This is a genomic window from Pseudomonas sp. MG-9, from assembly GCF_018729515.1.
GTDB classification, from domain to species: domain Bacteria; phylum Pseudomonadota; class Gammaproteobacteria; order Pseudomonadales; family Pseudomonadaceae; genus Aquipseudomonas; species Aquipseudomonas serboccidentalis.
The window spans coordinates 726,273-749,047 of record NZ_JAHHZH010000002.1 but is presented as its reverse complement, the minus strand read 5'-3'; the positions used below and the strand labels follow the sequence as shown (position 1 = coordinate 749,047).

The 22,775-nt window shown below is 59.7% G+C and carries 18 protein-coding genes and 1 tRNA gene; 16 read left to right on the top strand and 3 right to left on the bottom strand.

All coding sequences use genetic code 11. From position 1 onward, the window contains the following. Positions 1–74: 74 nt before the first annotated feature. The 7 genes from apaG to KKQ10_RS08035 all read left to right on the top strand — a co-directional run bounded on the left by apaG (position 75) and on the right by KKQ10_RS08035 (position 8,155). The gene (apaG, locus tag KKQ10_RS08065; protein ID WP_215500740.1) at positions 75–455 is read left to right on the top strand and encodes a Co2+/Mg2+ efflux facilitator ApaG/CorD; all 381 of its coding nucleotides are present in this window, start codon (positions 75–77) and stop codon (positions 453–455) included. Beyond that, the gene (locus tag KKQ10_RS08060; protein ID WP_215500739.1) at positions 455–1,336 is read left to right on the top strand and encodes a symmetrical bis(5'-nucleosyl)-tetraphosphatase; all 882 of its coding nucleotides are present in this window, start codon (positions 455–457) and stop codon (positions 1,334–1,336) included. Before apaG ends, KKQ10_RS08060 begins: the two co-directional genes overlap by 1 nt. Before the next feature lie 33 nt (positions 1,337–1,369). Continuing rightward, positions 1,370–1,699, top strand: a complete 330-nt coding sequence (glpE, locus tag KKQ10_RS08055; RefSeq protein ID WP_095137419.1) for a thiosulfate sulfurtransferase GlpE — start codon at positions 1,370–1,372, stop codon at positions 1,697–1,699. A 298-nt stretch (positions 1,700–1,997) separates the two neighbouring features. Then, positions 1,998–3,920: a PrkA family serine protein kinase gene (locus KKQ10_RS08050; RefSeq protein ID WP_007910115.1), complete on the top strand. Its 1,923-nt coding sequence runs from the start codon at positions 1,998–2,000 to the stop codon at positions 3,918–3,920. A gap of 117 nt (positions 3,921–4,037) precedes the next feature. Then, positions 4,038–5,309 (top strand): YeaH/YhbH family protein, encoded by a 1,272-nt coding sequence (locus KKQ10_RS08045; protein ID WP_215500738.1) that lies wholly within the window; start codon positions 4,038–4,040, stop codon positions 5,307–5,309. Continuing rightward, positions 5,306–6,868 (top strand): SpoVR family protein, encoded by a 1,563-nt coding sequence (locus KKQ10_RS08040; RefSeq protein ID WP_215500737.1) that lies wholly within the window; start codon positions 5,306–5,308, stop codon positions 6,866–6,868. Before KKQ10_RS08045 ends, KKQ10_RS08040 begins: the two co-directional genes overlap by 4 nt. 63 nt (positions 6,869–6,931) lie before the next feature. Beyond that, on the top strand, positions 6,932–8,155 hold the full coding sequence (locus KKQ10_RS08035; RefSeq protein WP_215500736.1) for a multifunctional CCA addition/repair protein: 1,224 nt from the start codon (positions 6,932–6,934) through the stop codon (positions 8,153–8,155). Here KKQ10_RS08035 and folK read toward each other — a convergent pair. Together folK and folB are read right to left on the bottom strand one after the other, a co-directional pair. Then, positions 8,152–8,679, bottom strand: coding sequence for a 2-amino-4-hydroxy-6-hydroxymethyldihydropteridine diphosphokinase (gene folK / locus KKQ10_RS08030; protein ID WP_215500735.1), 528 nt, complete (start codon positions 8,677–8,679; stop codon positions 8,152–8,154). The two genes, KKQ10_RS08035 and folK, sit on opposite strands and share 4 nt — an antisense overlap. Then, a complete protein-coding gene (folB, locus tag KKQ10_RS08025; protein WP_016772885.1) occupies positions 8,670–9,026 on the bottom strand; it encodes a dihydroneopterin aldolase in 357 nt (118 codons plus the stop codon). The genes folK and folB overlap by 10 nt, the downstream gene beginning before the upstream one ends. Positions 9,027–9,100: 74 nt before the next feature. On the opposite strand from folB, the gene plsY reads away from it, so the two are divergent. Next, the gene (gene plsY, locus KKQ10_RS08020) at positions 9,101–9,670 is read left to right on the top strand and encodes a glycerol-3-phosphate 1-O-acyltransferase PlsY (RefSeq protein WP_123454039.1); all 570 of its coding nucleotides are present in this window, start codon (positions 9,101–9,103) and stop codon (positions 9,668–9,670) included. Positions 9,671–9,693: 23 nt separating this feature from the next. On the opposite strand, the gene tsaD is transcribed toward plsY, so the two are convergent. Next, entirely contained in the window at positions 9,694–10,719 is a 1,026-nt protein-coding gene (gene tsaD / locus KKQ10_RS08015) for a tRNA (adenosine(37)-N6)-threonylcarbamoyltransferase complex transferase subunit TsaD (protein ID WP_039768071.1), read from the bottom strand. Positions 10,720–10,918: 199 nt separating this feature from the next. On the opposite strand from tsaD, the gene rpsU reads away from it, so the two are divergent. The 8 genes from rpsU (at position 10,919) to KKQ10_RS07975 (ending at position 22,768) form a co-directional block, all read left to right on the top strand. Next, positions 10,919–11,134: a 30S ribosomal protein S21 gene (gene rpsU / locus KKQ10_RS08010; RefSeq protein ID WP_002551877.1), complete on the top strand. Its 216-nt coding sequence runs from the start codon at positions 10,919–10,921 to the stop codon at positions 11,132–11,134. 481 nt (positions 11,135–11,615) lie between these two features. Then, positions 11,616–13,580 carry a DNA primase gene (dnaG, locus tag KKQ10_RS08005; protein WP_215500734.1) on the top strand — a complete coding sequence of 655 codons (1,965 nt, stop codon included), beginning with the start codon at positions 11,616–11,618 and terminating at the stop codon, positions 13,578–13,580. Between the two features lie 67 nt (positions 13,581–13,647). Then, positions 13,648–15,495, top strand: coding sequence for an RNA polymerase sigma factor RpoD (gene rpoD, locus KKQ10_RS08000; protein ID WP_127647792.1), 1,848 nt, complete (start codon positions 13,648–13,650; stop codon positions 15,493–15,495). A gap of 126 nt (positions 15,496–15,621) precedes the next feature. After that, complete coding sequence (locus KKQ10_RS07995) at positions 15,622–19,368, top strand: bifunctional diguanylate cyclase/phosphodiesterase (protein ID WP_215500733.1); 3,747 nt, start codon at positions 15,622–15,624, stop codon at positions 19,366–19,368. A gap of 15 nt (positions 19,369–19,383) precedes the next feature. Beyond that, positions 19,384–19,460: transfer RNA gene (locus tag KKQ10_RS07990), tRNA-Ile, on the top strand. Between the two features lie 133 nt (positions 19,461–19,593). After that, positions 19,594–20,055: an Lrp/AsnC family transcriptional regulator gene (locus KKQ10_RS07985; RefSeq protein ID WP_007910086.1), complete on the top strand. Its 462-nt coding sequence runs from the start codon at positions 19,594–19,596 to the stop codon at positions 20,053–20,055. 223 nt (positions 20,056–20,278) lie between these two features. Beyond that, positions 20,279–21,961 carry a flavin monoamine oxidase family protein gene (locus KKQ10_RS07980; RefSeq protein WP_215500732.1) on the top strand — a complete coding sequence of 561 codons (1,683 nt, stop codon included), beginning with the start codon at positions 20,279–20,281 and terminating at the stop codon, positions 21,959–21,961. A 12-nt stretch (positions 21,962–21,973) separates the two neighbouring features. After that, entirely contained in the window at positions 21,974–22,768 is a 795-nt protein-coding gene (locus tag KKQ10_RS07975; RefSeq protein ID WP_215500731.1) for a carbon-nitrogen hydrolase family protein, read from the top strand. The last annotated feature ends 7 nt before the right edge of the window (positions 22,769–22,775 follow it).

The window sequence follows — 22,775 nt, the reverse complement described above, 5'->3', positions numbered from 1 at the left end:
TACTGCCCGATACTTGCCTAGACTGACCCCCATCAGCTACGCCCCGCGTTCCGCTTTGCTTAAGGCCCTTTTGCATGTCCGATCCTCGTTATCAGGTCGACGTCAGTGTCGTTACCCACTACCTGGCAGACCAATCGCAACCCGAGCAAGACCGCTTCGCCTTCGCCTACACCATCACTGTGCAGAACAATGGCGCAATCCCTGCCAAGCTACTTTCGCGGCACTGGGTGATCACCGACGGTGATGGTCATGTAGAGGAAGTGCGCGGCGCTGGCGTGGTCGGCCAACAACCGTTGATCGATGCCGGTAAAAGCCACACCTACAGCAGCGGCACAGTGATGACCACCAAGGTCGGCACCATGCAAGGCACTTACCAAATGGTCGCCGACGACGGTAAACATTTCGACGCCATCATCAAGCCGTTCCGCCTCGCCGTCCCTGGAGCCCTGCACTAATGGCGACGTATGCCATCGGCGACCTGCAAGGTTGCCTCGAACCGCTCAAGTGCCTGCTCAAGCAAGTCGCGTTCGATCCGCAACTCGATCGACTGTGGCTGGTCGGTGACCTGGTCAACCGTGGCCCGCATTCACTGGAAACCCTGCGTTTTCTGTATGGCATGCGTGAATCGCTGATCTGCGTGCTCGGCAACCACGACTTGCACCTGCTTGCTGCCGCCAACAACATCGAGCGCCTGAAAAAATCCGACACCCTGCGCGAGATTCTCGAAGCCCCCGACGCGGCCGACCTGCTCGAATGGCTGCGCCAGCAGAAACTCATGCACTACGACGAACAACGCGACGTCGCCATGGTGCATGCAGGCATCCCTCCGCAGTGGTCCTTGCGCAAGGCCTTGAAGTACGCCGCCGAAGCCGAAGCTGCGCTGCGTGACGACAACCTGTTTCCGCTGTACCTCGATGGCATGTACGGCAACGAGCCGGCGAAATGGGACAGCGATCTCACCGGCGTCACCCGCCTGCGCGTGATCACCAACTATTTCACCCGCATGCGCTTCTGCACCGCCGACGGCAAGCTCGATCTCAAGAGCAAGGAAGGCCTCGACACAGCACCGCCGGGCTACAAGCCGTGGTTCCAGCACAAAGAGCGCAAGACCCGCGGCCTGCGGATCATTTTCGGCCACTGGGCCGCGCTGGAAGGCGATGTCCACGAACCGGGCATCTCGGCGCTCGACACTGGTTGTGTCTGGGGCGGCAGCCTGACCCTGATGAACGTCGACAGTGGCGAGCGCGTGTCGTGCAAATGCGACGAACACGGCGGACTCGCGCCAACTGTCGCCCCACTTATCCCCGAAACGCCGCCAGTCAGCGCCCCGCGTTAGACTGCGCATTCTGCCGAGCTACAGGAAACCGCCATGAGCGAATTCAAACGAATCCCCCCGGAACAGGCCCAGGCCCTGCGCGAGCAAGGTGCCGTAGTGGTCGATGTCCGCGATCCCGCCACCTTCGCTGCCCTGCATATCAGCGGTTCGAAGCATTTGGACAATCACTCCCTGCACGCTTTCATTCAAGGTGCAGATCTCGACGCACCGACTGTTGTCGTCTGCTACCACGGCAATTCCAGTCAGGGCGCAGCTGCCTATCTGGTCAGCCAAGGCTTCTCCGACGTCTACAGCATGGACGGCGGCTTCGAGCTGTGGCGTGCGACTTATCCGTCGGAAACTGCGCAAGGCACCGCCGAATAATTTTTTTTGTCACGCGCAGGCCCCGGCTGCCGTGGGCCTGCGCGCGGCAGACGAACGGTCTGCCACACATAATTACGTATCTCGCCTTTACCTCCCGAATTCCCAACTATCCTTAAGCCCAGGCCATCCAAATCAGGGGAGAGCCGGTACACCGGCGCACGGGTCATCGGGAGTGACTTTCACGATTGTCGATCGTGGAAGTGTTCTGGGGGGTAAACAAACAGCTGCCAAAACGGCTGTTTGCCAGCATCGACTGAGTGATCCGGCGTCGGCTCCACGTATCGAGCGAGGTGACGTCATGAGTATCTTTAGCCACTTCCAACAACGCTTCGAGTCCACACGCCAGGAAGAACTCTCGCTGCAAGAGTACCTGGAGCTGTGCAAGAAAGACCGTAGCGCCTACGTTTCCGCTGCCGAGCGTCTGTTACTGGCCATCGGCGAGCCGGAACTGCTCGACACCTCGACCAACTCGAGGCTGTCACGCATCTTCTCCAACAAGGTGATCCGTCGCTATCCGGCCTTTGAAGACTTCCACGGGATGGAAGAATGCATCGACCAGATCGTCTCGTATTTCCGCCACGCCGCCCAAGGTCTGGAAGAGAAGAAACAGATCCTTTATCTGCTCGGCCCCGTCGGCGGCGGTAAATCATCCCTGGCCGAGAAGCTGAAACAACTGATTGAAAAAGTGCCCTTCTACGCGATCAAGGGCTCGCCGGTATTCGAATCCCCCCTTGGTCTGTTCAACGCCACCGAAGATGGCGCGATCCTCGAGGAAGATTTCGGTATTCCGCGGCGCTACCTGAATACGATCATGTCGCCATGGGCGACCAAACGCCTGGCCGAATTTGGTGGCGACATCAGCCAGTTCCGCGTGGTCAAGCTGTACCCGTCGATCCTCAACCAGATTGCCGTGGCCAAGACCGAACCGGGTGACGAGAACAACCAGGACATCTCGGCACTGGTGGGCAAGGTCGACATCCGCAAACTCGAGGAATACCCACAGAACGACGCCGACGCTTATAGCTACTCCGGTGCGCTGTGCCGGGCCAACCAGGGCCTGATGGAATTCGTCGAAATGTTCAAGGCACCGATCAAGGTGCTGCACCCATTGCTGACCGCCACCCAGGAAGGCAACTACAACAGTACCGAAGGGCTGGGGGCGATTCCGTTCACCGGGATCCTGCTCGCCCACTCCAACGAATCGGAGTGGCACACCTTCCGCAACAACAAGAACAACGAAGCGTTCATCGACCGGATCTACATCGTCAAAGTGCCGTACTGCCTGCGGGTCAGCGACGAGGTGAAGATCTACGACAAGCTGTTGTTCAACAGCTCTCTGGCCAAGGCCCACTGCGCACCGGACACCTTGAAGATGCTGGCGCAGTTCACCGTGCTGTCGCGCCTCAAGGAGCCGGAAAACTCCAACATCTATTCGAAGATGCGCGTCTACGACGGGGAAAACCTCAAGGACACCGATCCAAAAGCCAAGTCGATCCAGGAATACCGCGACTCGGCAGGCGTCGACGAGGGCATGAACGGTCTGTCGACCCGCTTTGCGTTCAAGATCCTGTCCAAGGTGTTCAACTTCGATCCGCATGAAATCGCCGCCAACCCGGTGCACCTGCTCTATGTGCTGGAACAACAGATCGAACAGGAACAGTTCCAGGCCGAGACCCGCGAGCGCTATCTGCGTTACCTGAAAGAATACCTGGCGCCACGTTATATCGAATTCATCGGCAAAGAGATCCAGACCGCTTATCTGGAGTCTTACAGCGAGTACGGCCAGAACATCTTCGACCGCTACGTGCTGTATGCGGACTTCTGGATTCAGGATCAGGAATATCGCGATCCGGAGACCGGCGAGATCCTCAACCGCGTCGCGCTGAACGAAGAACTGGAGAAAATCGAGAAACCGGCCGGCATCAGCAATCCGAAGGATTTCCGCAACGAAATCGTCAACTTCGTATTGCGCGCCCGGGCCAACAACAACGGCAAGAACCCGACCTGGCTCAGCTACGAAAAACTGCGGGTGGTCATCGAGAAGAAAATGTTCTCGAACACCGAAGACCTGCTGCCAGTCATCAGCTTCAATGCCAAGGCCAGCAAAGAGGATCAACAGAAACACAACGACTTCGTTACTCGAATGGTCGAACGCGGCTACACCGACAAACAGGTACGGCTTCTTTCCGAATGGTACCTACGGGTCCGCAAATCGCAATAAAGCAGCTGCAAGCTTCTAGCGACAAGCTGCAAGAGAACAGCAGAGACCGGTTTCGGGAACGGGAGAGCTTTCACTTGCAGCTCGAGGCTTATGACTTGAAGCTCCCCGGAGGGGTCTATGAGCTATGTGATCGACCGACGTCTCAATGGCAAGAACAAGAGCACGGTAAACCGCCAGCGTTTCCTGCGGCGTTACCGTGATCACATCAAGAAGGCTGTCGAAGAGGCGGTCAGCCGGCGTTCCATTACTGACATGGAACATGGCGAGCAGATCAGTATTCCCGGTCGCGACATCGACGAACCGGTGCTTCACCACGGCCGCGGCGGCAAGCAGACCGTGGTTCATCCCGGCAACAAGGAATTCACCGCCGGCGAACACATCGCCAGGCCTCCGGGGGGTGGCGGCGGGCGCGGGCCGGGCAAAGCTGGCAATTCCGGCGAGGGCATGGACGAGTTCGTCTTCCAGATCACCCAGGAAGAATTCCTTGAGTTCATGTTCGAAGACCTCGAACTGCCCAACCTGGTCAAACGCAACCTGAGCGGCACCGACACCTTCAAGACCGTTCGCGCAGGGATCAGCAACGAAGGCAACCCGTCACGGATCAACATCATCCGCACCCTGCGCTCGGCCCACGCGCGACGCATTGCGCTGTCCGGCAGCAGCCGCGCCAAGCTGCGCGAAGCCAAAGAAGAGCTGGCACGCCTCAAACGCGAAGAACCAGACAACTTCGGCGATATTCAAGAACTTGAAGCGGAAATCGAGCGGCTCAGCGCGCGCATCCATCGCGTGCCGTTTCTCGACACCTTCGATTTGAAATACAACCTGCTGGTCAAGCAGCCCAACCCCAGCTCCAAAGCCGTGATGTTCTGTCTGATGGACGTTTCGGGTTCCATGACCCAGGCTACCAAGGATATCGCCAAGCGCTTTTTCATCCTGTTGTACCTGTTCCTCAAGCGTAACTACGACAAGATCGACGTGGTGTTCATTCGCCATCACACCAGCGCCCGGGAAGTGGACGAAGAAGAGTTCTTCTATTCGCGGGAAACCGGCGGCACCATCGTTTCCAGCGCCCTGAAACTGATGCAGGAGATCATGGCCGAGCGCTATCCGAGCAACGAGTGGAACATCTACGCCGCACAAGCCTCCGACGGCGACAACTGGAACGATGACTCGCCGATCTGCCGCGACATCTTGATCAACCAGATCATGCCGTTTGTGCAGTACTACACTTATGTGGAGATCACCCCACGCGAACATCAGGCCCTCTGGTACGAATACGAACGCATCGCCGAAGCCTTTTCCGACACGTTTGCCCAGCAGCAGCTGGTCTCGGCCGGGGATATCTATCCGGTCTTCCGTGAACTCTTCCAGCGCAGGTTAGTGACATGACCGCCAAAGAGCAGAAACGCCAACCCATTTCCACCGGCTCCGAATGGACGTTCGAGCTGATTCAGGCCTACGACCGCGAGATCGCCCGGATTGCGGCCGGCTACGCCCTGGATACCTATCCCAACCAGATCGAAGTGATCACCGCCGAACAGATGATGGATGCCTATGCCTCGGTCGGCATGCCGCTGGGCTATCACCACTGGTCCTATGGCAAACACTTCCTCAGCACCGAGAAATCCTACAGCCGCGGGCAGATGGGGCTGGCCTACGAGATTGTGATCAACTCGGACCCGTGCATCGCCTACCTGATGGAAGAAAACACCATCTGCATGCAGGCACTGGTGGTGGCTCACGCGTGCTACGGCCATAACAGCTTCTTCAAGGGCAACTACCTGTTCCGCACCTGGACCGACGCCAGTTCGATCATCGACTACCTGGTGTTCGCCAAGCAGTACATCATGCAGTGCGAGGAGCGCCACGGTATCGATGCGGTGGAGGACTTGCTCGACTCCTGCCATGCGCTGATGAACTACGGCGTCGATCGCTACAAACGTCCATATCCGATTTCCGCCGAAGAAGAACGCCGGCGGCAAAAGGACCGCGAAGAACACATGCAGAAGCAGATCAACGATCTGTGGCGCACCATCCCCAAAGGCGCAGACAAATACAGCGACAAGGACAACGCCCGCTTCCCGGCCGAGCCGCAGGAAAACATCCTGTACTTCATCGAAAAACACGCCCCGCTGCTGGAGCCGTGGCAGCGGGAAATCGTGCGCATCGTGCGCAAGATCGCCCAGTACTTCTATCCACAACGCCAGACCCAGGTGATGAACGAAGGCTGGGCCACATTCTGGCACTACACGCTGATGAACGACCTGTATGACGAAGGCCTGGTGACCGACGGATTCATGATGGAATTCCTCACCTCGCACACCAGCGTGGTGTTCCAGCCAGGTTTCGACAGCCCTTACTACAGCGGGATCAACCCTTATGCACTGGGTTTCGCGATGTATCGCGACATCCGCCGCATGTGCGAAAACCCTACCGAGGAGGACCGGCGCTGGTTCCCGGACATCGCCGGTTCCGACTGGCTGTCGAGCATCAAGTTCGCCATGAGCAGCTTCAAGGACGAGAGCTTCATCCTGCAGTACCTGTCACCCAAGGTCATCCGCGACCTCAAGCTGTTCAGCATCCTCGATGACGACCAGAAGGACGATCTGCTGGTACCGGCGATCCACGACGAAACCGGTTACCGGATCATTCGTGAAACCCTGGCCGCGCAATACAACCTCGGCAACCGCGAGCCGAACGTGCAGATCTACAGCATCGACCGGCGCGGCGACCGTTCCCTGACCCTGCGTCATCAGCAGCATGACCGCAAACCATTGGGCGATTCCACCGAAGAGGTACTCAAACATCTGCATCGGTTGTGGGGCTTCGACATTCAACTGGAAACCCTGCAGGGCGACCAGATCATGAAAACTCACCACGTACCGCCACGCAACGAACACAGTGAAGGGGATTACGGCAGGCTCGATCTGGCCGTCATTCATCTTTGATCCGGTTTTGACCTCCGAAAGTCCGGCGCAAGGGTTATCCTGTCGGGCCAACGGAGGTTTTTTATGCAGATTTACAAGGTCGGCGGCGCAGTACGTGATCGCCTGCTCGGGCTACCGGTTACCGATGTCGATTGGGTAGTGGTCGGTGCCACGACAGAAGAGATGCTCGCCCAGGGGTATCGCCCGGTCGGCGCGGATTTTCCGGTGTTCCTTCATCCCAAAACCGGCGAGGAATACGCCCTCGCCCGCACTGAGCGTAAAAGCGGCCGTGGGTATGGTGGCTTCACCTTTCACGCCAGCCCCGAAGTCAGCCTTGAAGAAGACCTCATTCGCCGCGATCTGACGATCAACGCAATGGCTGAGGACGGTCAGCAGAATCTGACCGACCCTTATCACGGCCAACGCGACCTCGAAAATCGAATCCTGCGCCACGTTTCCCCGGCGTTTGCCGAAGATCCGCTCCGGGTACTGCGCGTTGCTCGCTTCGCTGCTCGCTATGCCGGACTGGGTTTTACCGTTGCCCCTGAGACCCTTGAGCTGATGCGTCAGCTCAGCGAGTCCGGCGAGCTGCAAGCCCTGACCGCCGAGCGCAGCTGGAAAGAGATCTCCCGGGCACTGATGGAAGATCAGCCACAGGTGTTCATTCAGGTACTGCGCGACTGCGGCGCATTGAAGGTCTTGATGCCGGAAGTGGATGCGCTGTTTGGCGTACCGCAACCGGAGGCTCATCACCCGGAAATCGACAGCGGCATCCACACCCTGAGCGTGCTCGAACAAGCGGCACGGCACAAACAGCCGCTGACCGTGCGCTGGGCCTGCCTGCTGCACGACCTCGGCAAAGGCCTGACACCGGAAGAAGAATGGCCACGGCACATCGCCCACGAGCACAAAGGGCTGAAGCTGATCAAAGCGGTCAACGAACGCTTCAAGGCCCCGAAGGATTGTCAGGAACTCGCGCTGCTGGTCGGCCAGTACCACACCCATGGTCACCGTGCACTGGAACTGAAGGCGTCGACCTTGCTGGAATTACTGCAGAGTTTTGACGTGTATCGCCGCCCGCAGCGTTTTGAGGAATTCATCGTCGCGTGCGAGATGGATGCACGAGGACGCAAAGGGTTGGAGCAGCGCAGTTATCCACAGGCGGATTATCTGCGCGGCGCAGCTACTGTCGCGCGTGGCGTGGCGGTGCAACCGTTGCTGGAGAAGGGATTCAAGGGCCCGGAGTTGGGTGAAGCACTCAAGCGTGAACGACTCAAGGCGTTGAAGGCATACAAGGAAAGCCGCTAAGGCAAGATCAAAAGATTCGGTGGGGTCAGTTGCGCGCCGCGCCATTCAAAAGCCACCGGCGCCAACACCTGATCGATCTGCGCCTCGGCCCACAACGCCGCGAAGCTTTTTCCCACCCCCGGATGCACCCGATCCGGCGCAATCAGCGACAGCGGCCACAGCACAAAGGCGTTTTTCAGGATTTCGGCACGGGGCAGGATCAAACCGTCGAAGTTACCCGTCAGGTCGCCGTACAACAGCACGTCGATATCCAGCGGCAAACCCTTGCGGTCCGGTGCATAGCGACCGTTATCGGCCTCGATGAATTTCAAGCGCCGATCAAGCTCCATCAACGGCAGATCGGTAAACGCCGAGACCACGAAGTTGAAGAACGGTCCGCTCTTGATTCCCACCGGTTGGCTCTCGAACACCGCCGAACAGCGGATATCCACCAAGAATGTCGCCAAAGCATCGAGCCCGGCGCGCAAATGGGTTTCGCGCTCGATATTGCTACCGAGCCCGAGGTACACCTGAGTCAGCGACATCCGCGCTCGATCTCCACGCCCACGCCACCCTTGGCCGCCGGCACAGCGCCAGGCTTGGTCAGTTTCAGGCGAACCCAGGTGATTTTGAACTCGGCCATCAGCACTTCGACCAGACGCTCGGCAAAGGTCTCGACCAGTTGGAACTGCGCCTGCTCGGCAAAGGCCTGGATACGCGTGGAAACACTGGCGTAATCGAGCGCCAGGGTCAGGTCGTCACCGGCCGCTGCCGGGCGATTGTCCCAAGCGAAGCTCAGATCAAGACGCAGACACTGTCGGATGCCGCGCTCCCAGTCGTAGGCACCGATCACGGTGTCGACTTCCAGGCCCTCGATAAACACTCTGTCCAAGCACTTTTCTCCGCTGCACGACAAGGGCGCAATGCGCCGTTAGAATCAGGGCGTCCTCGCCCGGAATAGTTAGCATGTTTTGGTTACTGGCGACTCTCGCCTACCTGCTCGGCTCTCTGTCCTTCGCCATTTTGCTCAGCCGCCTGACCGGAAACCCGGATCCGCGAATGAGTGGCTCGGGTAATGCCGGCGCCACCAACATGCTGCGCCTGGCCGGCCGCAAACTCGCGATCCTGACCCTGCTGGGTGATCTGTGCAAAGGCCTGGTGCCGGTGCTGATCGCAGCGGCCGTGGGCCTTTCGCTACAGGATCAGGCCTGGATCGGCGTCTGCGCCGTGATCGGTCACCTGTTCCCGCTGTACTTCCGCTTTCGCGGCGGCAAAGGCGTCGCCACCGCTGCCGGCATGCTGCTGGGCCTGTATCCGCCCGCCGCACTGTTGGCGGTGTGCGCCTGGCTACTGACGTTCTACCTGACCCGCACCAGCTCGCTGGCGGCGCTGATCGCCACGCCCCTGACCCTGCCATTGCTGGCCTGGCAGGAACCGGAGGCGCTGCTGCCGATGAGCGCGTTGACGCTACTGATCGTCTGGCGCCACCGCGGCAATCTACGCGACCTGTTTGCCGGGCGCGAACGGCATTTTTAAATACCGCTCATCAACGCCACTCATCACAGCGCCGACAACTGCTCCATCGGCCAGCGTGCCTGCACGCTGATCGCCAGACTTTCCTGCTGACCGGCCTGCAAACGCTGGCAACCGGCAAACGCGATCATCGCGCCATTGTCGGTGCAGAACTCGGGACGGGCATAGAACACATCGCCCTTCATGTCACCGAGCATCTTTTCCAGCGAAACGCGCAACGCCTTGTTGGCGCTGACGCCGCCGGCGATCACCAGACGCTTCATCCCGGCCTGTTTCAGGGCACGCTTGCACTTGATGGTCAAAGTCTCCACCACGGCCTGCTGGAACGCCAGCGCAATGTCGCAACGGGCTTGCTCGCTGTCGTCCCCGGCGCTGACGCATTGCTGCCAGGTGTTGAGGGCGAAGGTCTTGAGGCCACTGAAGCTGAAATCCAGCCCCGGGCGATCACACATCGGGCGCGGGAATGTGAAACGCCCTGCAACGCCTTTCTCCGCCAGCTTGGCGATTTCCGGCCCGCCCGGGTAATTGAGCCCCATCATTTTTGCGGTTTTGTCGAACGCTTCACCGGCGGCATCGTCGAGGGTCTCGCCGAGCAGGCTGTATTGGCCGATGCCATCAACCTGAACCAGCTGCGTATGACCACCGGAAACCAACAAAGCGACGAACGGAAACTCCGGCGGTTTTGGCTCCAGCATCGGCGCCAGCAAGTGGCCCTCCATGTGGTGCACACCGAGTGCCGGAATGCCCCAGGCAAACGCCAGCGCCTGAGCGCAGGAAGCACCCACCAGCAGCGCCCCGACCAAGCCGGGGCCTGCGGTATAGGCGATGGCGTCGATCTCTGTCGGCACGCAGTCGGCTTCGGCCAACACCTGACGAATCAAGGGCAGCATGCGTTTGACGTGGTCACGCGAGGCCAGCTCCGGCACCACACCGCCATAGACGCGGTGCAGATCGATCTGACTGAACAGCGCGTCGGCCAGCAGGCCGCGTTCGCTGTCGTATAATGCGACGCCGGTTTCGTCGCAGGAGGTTTCTAATCCCAGTACTAGCATGGGTTTGCGCCTTGTTTAGGCTGAATTCGAAGGCGCGCATAATAGTCGCCACGCGATGCCCCGACTAGCGGTTTTCGATCAGAGGCTTTGCATTCCGAGCGATGAGGGGTTAACATCCGCAACCCTTAAAAACCGACGTCTTCAAGTGCTCTTTTGCCGCGAGGATGTTGACCCCGGTAATGAATGAAGGTAGCTCTGGATGCCAGCCGTCAAAGTTAAAGAGAACGAACCCTTCGACGTAGCTCTGCGTCGTTTCAAGCGCTCCTGCGAAAAAGCCGGTGTACTGGCTGAAGTTCGTAGCCGCGAATTTTACGAGAAGCCAACTTCTGAGCGTAAGCGCAAAGCAGCAGCCGCTGTTAAGCGTCACGCCAAGAAAGTTCAGCGCGAACAGCGCCGCGCCGTTCGTCTGTACTAATACACAGACGTTCGTAGCAAGCTTCTTGCCTAAGCCCGGCCCTCAGCCGGGCTAATGGCATTTGCGTAAAACGCTTGATGCTTCATCGTCGAAGCCGCACATGCGACCGAGACAAATCTGCTTCACACGTCAGACCTGGCTTTTTTGCCAGCGGTGCACGTCTTTTCTGACGAGCCTTTCAAGGCTACTGACGAGCACACCCACTGATTCCTCTCACGACGATCAGCCCAAGGCACCTGCATGCGTGCCCGTTTTATTGAGCTATCCGAGGCCATTTATCGGCCGTCAGCGGATTCAGCGCAACACTTTCAAATAGTCGAAGACTGATAAGAACTAACGTCAGTGGATTTTCGGCAGATACACTTCCCGACAGCGATCACGCAAACGACACCGGTCGAGCCACCCATCACGTGCGCTTCACTCAAGACCTGCGTCCGGCCGCCCTTCGCATCGGACTCATTACTGCACAGACGAGAACGCCATGGCCGGGCTGATTCCCCAGAGCTTTATTGACGACCTCCTGAACCGCACCGACATCGTCGACGTGGTCAGCTCGCGCGTGCAACTGAAAAAGGCCGGCAAGAACTACACCGCCTGCTGCCCGTTCCATAAAGAGAAAACCCCGTCGTTCAGCGTCAGCCCCGACAAGCAGTTCTATTACTGCTTCGGTTGCGGCGCCGGCGGCAACGCCCTGGGCTTTCTCATGGACCACGACAACCTGGATTTCCCCCAGGCCGTCGAAGATCTGGCCAAAGCCGCCGGGATGGAGATCCCCCGCGAAGAAAGCGGCCGCCCGCACAAACCGCGGCAACCGACCGATTCGCCGCTGTACCCGCTACTGACCGCCGCCGCCGACTTTTACCGGCAGGCACTCAAGAGCCATCCCGCGCGTAAAGCCGCCGTGGATTACCTCAAGGGCCGCGGACTGACCGGCGAGATCGCCCGAGACTTCGGCCTCGGCTTCGCGCCGCCGGGCTGGGACAACCTGTTCAAACACTTGAGCAGCGATACCCTGCAGCAGAAGGCCATGATCGACGCCGGACTGCTGATCGAAAACGCCGAAACCGGCAAACGCTATGACCGCTTCCGCGACCGCGTGATGTTCCCGATCCGCGATACTCGCGGCCGGATCATCGCTTTCGGTGGCCGGGTACTGGGCGACGACAAACCGAAATACCTGAACTCGCCGGAAACCCCGGTCTTCCATAAAGGCCAGGAACTCTACGGCCTCTATGAAGCACGCAAGAACAACCGCAACCTCGACGAAATCATCGTCGTCGAGGGTTACATGGACGTCATCGCCCTCGCCCAGCAAGGCTTGCGCAATGCCGTCGCGACCCTGGGCACCGCGACCAGTGAAGAACACCTCAAGCGCCTGTTTCGTGTCGTGCCGAACGTTCTGTTCTGCTTCGACGGCGACCAGGCCGGCCGCAACGCCGCCTGGCGCGCGCTGGAAGCGACACTGCCGTGCCTGCAGGACGGGCGCCGCGCGCGCTTCCTGTTTCTGCCCGAAGGTGAAGACCCGGACACTCTGGTCCGCGCCGAAGGCACCGACGCCTTCAAGGCGCGCATCAATCAGCATGCGCAGCCGCTGGCGGACTATTTCTTCCAGCAACTGACCGAAGAAGCCGATCCGCGCTCGCTCGAGGGCAAGGCCCACATGGCCACCCTTGCTGCACCGTTGATCGACAAAGTGCCCGGGGCCAACCTGCGCATTCTGATGCGGCAGCGCCTGACCGAAATCACCGGCCTGAGCAGTGAAACCGTCAGTCAGCTGGCCCAGAGCGCCCCACAGGAAGCGCCGCCGGCCTACGATCCGGGCATCGATTACGACGCAATGCCGGACTACAGCGACTACCATCAGCCGCAGGCACAGGACATGTATGTGCCGCAGCAGGAGTGGACGCCGAAGAAACCCGGCGCCGGCGGCAAGAAATGGGACAAGAAACCCTGGGACAAGAACGGCAAGCGTGGCGGCGATCGCGATCAGCAACGCCCGCGCACGCCGATTGGCGTCGAATCACCGACCCTGACCGCCCTGCGAACCTTGCTTCACCACCCGCAACTGGCCGAGCGCGTCGAGGACGCCGGGCACATTGCGGACGAAAATCAGACCAACGCCCAGCTGCTTGTGGCGCTGCTCGAAGCCGTACAGAAGAATCCCAAGCTAAACTCATTTCAGTTGATCGCGCGATGGCACGGCACTGAACAGGGTCGCTTGCTCAAGGCGCTGGCGGAAAAGGAGTGGCTGATTGATGGAGAAAACCTTGAACAACAGTTTTTCGACACCATTACTAGCTTGTCAGCCCGTCAACGCGAGCAAAATCTGGAACAGTTGCTCAGAAAAGCGCGTCAAAGCGAACTGAGCGCCGAAGAGAAAAATCAACTGCGCGACCTTTTAAGTCGCAATGTTTCCGCATCAAACCCGACCTCAACTGGCGCGTGAGGTCATAGCTCAGGTATAATCCTCGGCTTGTTTTTTGCCCGCCAAGACCTTCAGTGGATAGGGTGTTATGTCCGGAAAAGCGCAACAGCAGTCTCGTATTATTGAGTTGATCAAACTGGGTCGTGAGCAGAAGTATCTGACTTACGCCGAGGTCAACGACCACCTGCCCGAGGATATTTCAGATCCGGAGCAGGTGGAAGACATCATCCGCATGATTAACGACATGGGGATCCCCGTACACGAGAGTGCTCCGGATGCGGACGCCCTTATGTTGGCCGACGCCGATACCGACGAGGCCGCTGCGGAAGAAGCAGCCGCTGCGTTGGCAGCGGTGGAGACCGATATCGGTCGCACCACTGACCCAGTGCGCATGTACATGCGTGAAATGGGTACGGTCGAGCTTCTGACTCGTGAAGGCGAAATCGAAATCGCCAAGCGTATCGAAGAGGGCATCCGTGAAGTGATGAGCGCTATTGCGCACTTCCCTGGCACGGTTGACCACATTCTCTCCGAGTACACTCGCGTCACCACCGAGGGCGGTCGCCTGTCCGACGTGCTGAGTGGTTATATCGATCCGGACGACGGCATTGCGCCGCCAGCCGCCGAAATACCGCCGCCGATCGATGCGAAAGCCGCCAAGGCTGACGACGACACCGACGACGATGACGCCGAATCTTCGGATGATGAAGAAGAAGCCGAAAGCGGTCCGGATCCGGTCATCGCTGCCCAGCGTTTTGGCGCTGTGTCCGATCAGATGGAAATCACCCGCAAGGCCCTGAAAAAGCACGGTCGCAACAACAAGGCAGCGATTGCCGAGTTGCTGGCACTGGCCGAGCTGTTCATGCCGATCAAACTGGTGCCGAAGCAATTCGAAGCCCTGGTCGAGCGTGTTCGCAGTGCCCTGGATCGTCTGCGTCAGCAAGAGCGCGCGATCATGCAACTGTGCGTACGTGATGCACGTATGCCACGCGCCGATTTCCTGCGTCAGTTCCCGGGCAACGAAGTCGACGAAAGCTGGTCCGACGCCCTGGCCAAAGGCAAGAGCAAATACGCCGAAGCCATTGGTCGTGTGCAGCCGGACATCATCCGTTGCCAGCAGAAGCTGATCGCGCTGGAAACCGAGACCGGCCTGACCATCGCAGAAATCAAGGACATCAACCGTCGCATGTCGATCGGTGAGGCCAAGGCCCGCCGCGCGAAGAAAGAGATGGTTGAAGCCAACTTGCGTCTGGTGATCTCGATCGCCAAGAAGTACACCAACCGCGGCCTGCAATTCCTCGATCTGATCCAGGAAGGCAACATCGGCCTGATGAAAGCGGTGGACAAGTTCGAATACCGTCGTGGTTACAAGTTCTCGACTTATGCCACCTGGTGGATCCGTCAAGCGATCACTCGCTCGATTGCCGACCAGGCCCGCACCATCCGTATTCCGGTGCACATGATCGAGACGATCAACAAGCTCAACCGCATTTCCCGTCAGATGCTGCAGGAAATGGGTCGCGAACCGACCCCGGAAGAGCTGGGCGAACGCATGGAAATGCCTGAGGACAAGATCCGCAAGGTATTGAAGATCGCTAAAGAGCCGATCTCCATGGAAACCCCGATCGGTGATGACGAAGACTCTCATCTGGGTGACTTCATCGAAGACTCGACCATGCAGTCGCCAATCGATGTAGCTACCGTTGAAAGCCTGAAAGAAGCGACCCGCGAAGTGCTGTCCGGCCTCACTGCCCGTGAAGCCAAGGTACTGCGCATGCGTTTCGGTATCGACATGAACACCGACCACACACTCGAAGAAGTGGGCAAACAGTTTGACGTAACGCGTGAGCGGATCCGTCAGATCGAAGCCAAGGCGCTGCGCAAGCTGCGCCACCCGACGCGAAGCGAGCATCTGCGCTCCTTCCTCGACGAGTGATACCAGAACCCCCGGCCCAGGCCGGGGGTTTTGTTTATAGGGCAGATTAAATCCCTCGCACCGCCCCTCCCCTGCATACCCCGTCTACACTCGAAGCAATGAATCCCGTGCCCTAACGAGACGGTTATGCCCAGACTGGCGCCCGTGCTTTTCTTGCTGTCACTGATGATCTGGACCGCAACGGCTAACGCGCTGACTCTGACCGATGAAGAACGTAGCTGGCTCGCGGCTCACCCGGACTTGCGCCTGGGTGTCGATGCCTCGTGGCCGCCGTTCGAGTTCCGCGATGAACAGAACCGCTATCAGGGCCTGGCCGCGGATTACATCGACGTGATCCGCCAGCGTCTGGCGGTCAAACTCACCCCGGTCGAGCCATCGAGCTGGACCGAAGTGCTGGCGCAGGTGAAAACCGGCAAGATCGATCTGCTGCCGGGGATCATGTCCACACCCGAGCGCCAGAACTACCTGGCGTTTACCCGTCCCTACCTCGATTTCCCGATCGTGATCCTCGCCCATATCGGCGGCGCGCAACCGCGCAAAATCGAGGACCTGTACGGTCTGAAGATCGCTGTGGTGGAAAACTATGCCCCCCACGAACTCCTGCGCACCCACCATCCCGACTTGAATCTGGTGGCGATGCCCAATGTCAGCTCGGCATTGCAGGCCCTGGCCACCGATGAGGTGGACGCCGTGGTCGGTGATCTCGCCTCCAGCGTCTGGAGCCTGCGCCAGCTCAAGCTCGACGGCTTATACGTGAGCGGCGAAACCCCGTATCGCTACCAGTTGGCGATGGCCGTGCCCCGTGACAACAAAATGCTGGTGGGCATTCTGGACAAAGTCCTGGCGGACATGAGCCCGGAGGAAATCAGCAGTATTCAGGAACATTGGGTCGGCAATGTCCTGGACCATCGGACATTCTGGTCAGACCTGCTGATTTACGGCCTGCCGGGGCTGGTATTGCTGATGATCATCCTGGCGGTGGTCATTCGCATCAACCGCCGCTTGAGCTCGGAAATCGCCCGGCGCGTTGATCTCGAACAGGAATTGCGCAGCAGCGAATACCATTACCGCGGTCTGGTGGAGAGCCTGTCGGCCATTGCCTGGGAAGCGCGCATGAGTGACTTCACCTACAGCTATGTGTCGCCCCACGCCGAAGACCTGCTCGGTTATCCACAGGCGCATTGGCTGATTCCGGGTTTCTGGCGCAACATCATCCACCCCGCCGACCTGACCCGTGCCCAGACCATTTGTGATGACGCGGTGCGCGAAGGGCGCGATCACACGCTCGACTATCGGGTGATCACCGCTGACGGACGCTGCCTGTGGGTGCGCGACATCGTCAGCCTGATTGAACACGGGCATGAACCGGTGATGCGCGGCCTGATGATCGACATCAGCGAGACCAAGCGCACCGAAGAAGCGCTGCGCCTGTCTGAGCAGAAGTTCGCGTCGGTGTTCCAGCAATGCCCGGACATTCTGGTGATCGCGCGGCTGTCCGACGGCTGCCTGCTGGAGGTCAACGAAGCCTTTGAAGAACAGATTGGCCTCAAGGCCGAGGAAGTCGTCGGCCAGACCGCCACCGAGCTCAACATCTGGGGCATTCCGGGAGTCGGGCCGGGCCTGTTACAGCGCTTGCAGGCCGGCAGTATCCGCAACCTGGAGATGCCCTTTCGCCGCAGCAACGGTCAGGTGTTCACCGGCCTGATCTCCGCCGAGCCGTTCGACCTCGACACCACCCCGGCGCTGGTGGTGGTGGTGCGCGACATCACCCAGCTCAAGGAAACCCAGCAGCAACTGCAAACGTCCGAGGAAAAGTTCGCCAAGGCCTTCCACGCCTCGCCGGACGGCTTGCTGCTGTCACGGCAAAGCGATGGCCTGCTGCTGGAGGTCAACGAGGGATTCAGCCGCATCACCGGTTTCAACAGCGCGATGTCGGTGGATCGTTCGGCGCTGGACCTGGGGATCTGGGTCAACCTCAACGAACGCAAACAGATGCTCGACCTGCTGCACCGCGACGGCTTCGTACGCGACTTCACCTGCCATATCCGCCGCAGCGACGGGCAGATTCGCCTGTGCGAAGTGTCCAGTCGACCGCTACCGATCGGCGAAGAAGACTGCATGCTGACCATCGCCCGGGACATCACCGAGCGCCATCTGATGCAGGAAAAACTGCAGCAAGCGGCCACCGTATTCGAGAGCACCGCCGAGGGCGTGCTGATCACCGACACCCAGCAGCACATCAGCGCGGTCAATCGCGCCTTCACCGAAATCACTGGCTACAGCGAAAGCGAAGCCCTCGGCCACACCCCGCGCCTGCTCGCCTCGGGGCTGCACGACAGCGCGTTTTATGCGGCGATGTGGCACCAGTTGACCGACGAGGGTCACTGGCAGGGCGAGATTTCCAACCGGCGCAAGAACGGCGAGCTGTACCCGAGCTGGCTGACCATCAGCGCCGTGCGCAATCGCGACAAGTTCATCACCCACTTCGTCGCGGTGTTTGCCGATATCTCCAGCCTTAAACACGCGCAAGCCAAGCTCGATTATCAGGCGCACCACGACCCGCTCACCGGCCTGCCGAATCGCACGCTGTTTGAAAGTCGCCTGCTCACCGCACTGAACAGCCAGCAGGAAAACGGCGGTCAGGGCGCCGTGCTGTTCCTCGATCTCGACCGTTTCAAGCACATCAACGACAGCCTCGGGCACCCGGTCGGTGACTTGCTGCTCAAAGGCATTGCCGTTCGCCTGAGGGAACAATTGCGCGACATCGATACCGTCGCGCGCCTGGGCGGCGATGAGTTCATTATCCTGCTGCCCGGCCTGCAACAGGCCAGCGACGCCGATCACATTGCCACCAAACTGCTCAACTGCTTCGGCGCGCCGTTCCAGGCCGGCGAACACGAGTTTTTCATCAGCGCCAGCATCGGCACCAGCCTGTACCCCCGCGACGGCTGCGACGTTGCCACGCTGGTGAAAAACGCTGACGCGGCGATGTACCGCTCCAAGGCCAAGGGCCGCAACCGCGTCGAAAGCTACACCCGCGACCTCACCGCCCAGGCCAGCGAGCGCGTAGCGCTGGAACACGAACTGCGCCGGGCCATCGAACGCGATGAATTGTCCCTCTACTACCAACCCAAGATCAGCCTCGACGACCATCGTCTGGTCGGTGCCGAAGCGCTGATTCGCTGGCGCCACCCGGCCTTTGGCGAGGTGCCGCCGGAGCACTTCATCCCGCTGGCCGAAGAGAACGGCATGATCCTGCAGATCGGCGACTGGGTGCTCGAGACCGCCTGCCGGCAGATGTTCGAATGGAACCAGATCTACGACAGCCTCGGCCCGCTGTCGGTCAACCTCGCCGGCGCACAACTGCGCCAGCCGAATCTGCTCGGGCGCATCGAACAACTGCTCAGGGAAAATCGTCTGCAGCCGGATTTACTGCAACTGGAAATTACCGAAAACTTCATCATGAGCCAGGCCGAAGAAGCACTGGCGGTGCTGCATCAGCTCAAACACCTGGGTGTGCAACTGGCGATCGACGACTTCGGCACCGGCTATTCCTCGCTCAGCTACCTCAAACGCCTGCCGCTGGACATCCTCAAGATCGACCAGTCGTTCGTCCGCGGCCTGCCCGACGACCCCCACGACGCGGCGATTGTACGGGCGATCATCGCCCTCGGCCGGAGTATGCAATTCACCGTGATTGCCGAAGGCGTGGAAACCCAGGCGCAACAACAATTCCTCGCTGCCGAGGGCTGTGAACAGATCCAGGGCTACATCGTCAGCCTGCCGCTGCCCGCGGAAGAATTCGCCGCAACGTTTCTGCGTATTACCGTATCGGATTATTCGGATAGCACAGCCGAGAAACCATCGCTATAATCCGCGACCTACTGAGGGCCTATAGCTCAGTTGGTTAGAGCAGAGGACTCATAATCCTTTGGTCCACGGTTCAAGTCCGTGTGGGCCCACCAATTCGAAAGCCGCGCAATTGCGCGGCTTTTTCGTTTCTGCGTTTAACCCCAACTACGATAAGGGGCTTCCATATCCAGTCGGTTGAGGCTGTAACATGCTCGCCCAAAGACCCGCCCCCCATGGAGCCGCCCCTTGCCAGACATCCGCCCACCCGTGCTTGATGAAATCGACCGCCAGTTGATCGCCGCTCTGCAGATCAACGCCCGCGAGAGCGTGGCCATGCTTGCCCGGCAGTTGGGCATTGCGCGCACCACCGTCACGTCGCGGCTGGCGCGGCTGGAAAAGGCCAAAGTCATCACCGGTTATGGCGTGCGTCTGGGGCAGCGGGTGGTTGATGGCGGGTTGCAGGCGTATGTCGGGATCAAGGTGCAGCCGCGTTCCGGCAAAGAAGTGCTGCGCCGCTTGAGTGCAATGGCGCAGGTGCAGCAGTTGTGTGCGGTGAGTGGCGAATTTGATTATGTGGCGTGGTTGCGCACCGATTCGCCGGAGCAGCTGGACCAGTTGCTGGATCAGATTGGCAGCGTGGACGGGGTGGAGAAGACGACGACGTCGATCATTTTGAGTAGCAAGATTGATCGGGGGCAGCCGGTTTAAAGTTGTGTCCGGTCTTCTTGGGTGGATTACAGGGCCTCTTCGCGAGCAGGCTCGCTCCTACATTTTGGTCGGTGTGTAGTCAACAATCGTCATATTGATCGATTAATTATCAAAACGACGACACTTTGCGTCTTATTAACGTGTTCTACGCTCCCTAGAATGGCTGGCATCTTTTCCTATACTCAGACGCGCATTCGGCGTCGGGTCGCCAGCAAGGTCAGCCATGAACAAGAACAATCGCCATCCTGCAGACGGTAAGAAACCCGTCACCATTTTCGGTCCGGACTTTCCATTCGCTTTCGACGACTGGATCGAACATCCGGCCGGTCTCGGCAGCATTCCTGAGCACCATCACGGCGCTGAAGTGGCGATTGTCGGCGCCGGTATTGCCGGCCTGGTGGCCGCGTACGAACTGATGAAGCTCGGCTTGAAACCGGTGGTTTATGAGGCGTCGAAGCTCGGTGGGCGTCTGCGTTCGCAAACGTTCAATGGCACCGACGGCATCGTCGCGGAACTGGGCGGTATGCGTTTCCCGGTGTCTTCTACCGCGTTCTACCACTACGTCGACAAGCTCGGCCTCGAGACCAAGCCTTTCCCTAACCCGCTGACACCGGCCTCCGGCAGCACGGTGATCGATCTGGAAGGCAAAACCCATTACGCACAGAAACTGGCGGATCTTCCTGCATTGTTCCAGGAAGTGGCTGACGCCTGGGCAGATGCACTGGAGGCCGGTTCGCAGTTTTCCGATATCCAGCAAGCCATTCGCGACCGCGATGTGCCGCGCCTCAAGGAGCTGTGGAACACGCTCGTGCCGCTGTGGGACGACCGTACGTTCTACGATTTCGTTGCCACCTCCAAGGCCTTCGCCAAGTTGTCGTTCCATCACCGCGAAGTGTTCGGTCAGGTCGGTTTCGGCACTGGCGGCTGGGACTCGGACTTCCCCAACTCGATGCTGGAAATCTTCCGCGTGGTGATGACCAACTGCGACGATCACCAGCACCTGGTGGTCGGCGGTGTGGAACAAGTGCCACAAGGCATCTGGCGGCATGTGCCGGAGCGTTGCGTGCACTGGCCTGAAGGCACCAGCCTGAAATCCCTGCACCGTGGTGCGCCGCGTTCCGGCGTGAAGAAAATCGCCCACGCCCCGGATGGCCGTTTCGCCGTCACCGACAACAACGGCGACACCCGCGAATACGCCGCCGTGCTGACCACCTGCCAGAGCTGGCTGCTGACCACCCAGATCGAATGCGACGAAACCCTGTTCTCGCAGAAGATGTGGATGGCGCTGGACCGCACGCGCTACATGCAATCGTCGAAGACCTTCGTGATGGTCGATCGCCCGTTCTGGAAGGACAAGGATCCGGAAACCGGCCGCGACCTGATGAGCATGACCCTCACCGATCGCCTGACCCGTGGCACCTATCTGTTCGACAACGGCGACGACAAGCCCGGCGTGATCTGCCTGTCGTACTCGTGGATGAGCGACGCGCTGAAGATGCTGCCGCACCCGGTGGAAAAACGTGTGGAACTGGCGTTGAACGCGCTGAAGAAGATCTACCCTAAAGTCGACATCGCTGCGCGGATCATCGGCGACCCGATCACCGTGTCGTGGGAAGCCGACCCGTACTTCCTCGGTGCGTTCAAAGGTGCCCTGCCCGGCCACTATCGCTACAACCAGCGCATGTACGCGCATTTCATGCAGGACGACATGCCAGCCGAACAGCGCGGGATTTTCATCGCCGGAGACGACGTATCGTGGACGCCGGCGTGGGTTGAAGGCGCAGTGCAGACTTCGCTCAACGCGGTGTGGGGCATCATGAGGCATTTCGGCGGGTCGACACATAAAGAGAACCCAGGCCCGGGTGATGTGTTCAAAGACATCGGCCCTATCGCCCTGCCCGAGTAAGAGGAATCCGAGATGCGTGTAGCCCTTTACCAATGTCCACCGCTGCCCCTGGACCCCGCCGCCAACCTGCACCGCTTGCACCAAGTGGCGATGGAGGCCAAGGGCGCTGACCTGCTGGTGTTGCCGGAGATGTTTCTGACCGGCTACAACATCGGCGCCGAGGCAGTCAGTACGTTGGCCGAGGTCTACAACGGCGAATGGGCGCAACAGATCGGTCGAATCGCCAAAGCCGCCGGGCTGGCGATTGTGTACGGTTATCCGGAGCGCACCGCCGACGGGCAGATCTACAACGCCGTGCAGTTGATCGATTCGCACGGCGAACGCTTGTGCAATTACCGCAAGACCCACCTGTTCGGTGATCTGGACCGGTCGATGTTCAGCCCCGGTGAGGATGACTTTCCGTTGGTCGAGCTCAATGGCTGGAAGCTCGGTTTCCTGATCTGCTACGACCTGGAGTTTCCGGAAAACGCGCGGCGTCTGGCCTTGGCCGGCGCCGAGCTGATTCTGGTGCCGACGGCGAACATGATTCCGTTCGATTTCGTCGCCGACGTGACCGTGCGTTCCCGCGCCTTCGAAAACCAGTGCTACGTGGCCTACGCCAATTACTGCGGCCAGGAAGGCGAGATTCACTACTGCGGGCAAAGCAGCATCGCCGCACCGGACGGCAGCCGTATCGCCCAGGCCGGCCTGGATGAAGCGCTGATCGTCGGGGAGCTGGATCGACAGTTGATGGTCGATTCACGCGCCGCCAATCGCTACCTCAGTGATCGCCGCCCCGAGCTTTACGACGCACTGAACAAGCGCTGACCCCACG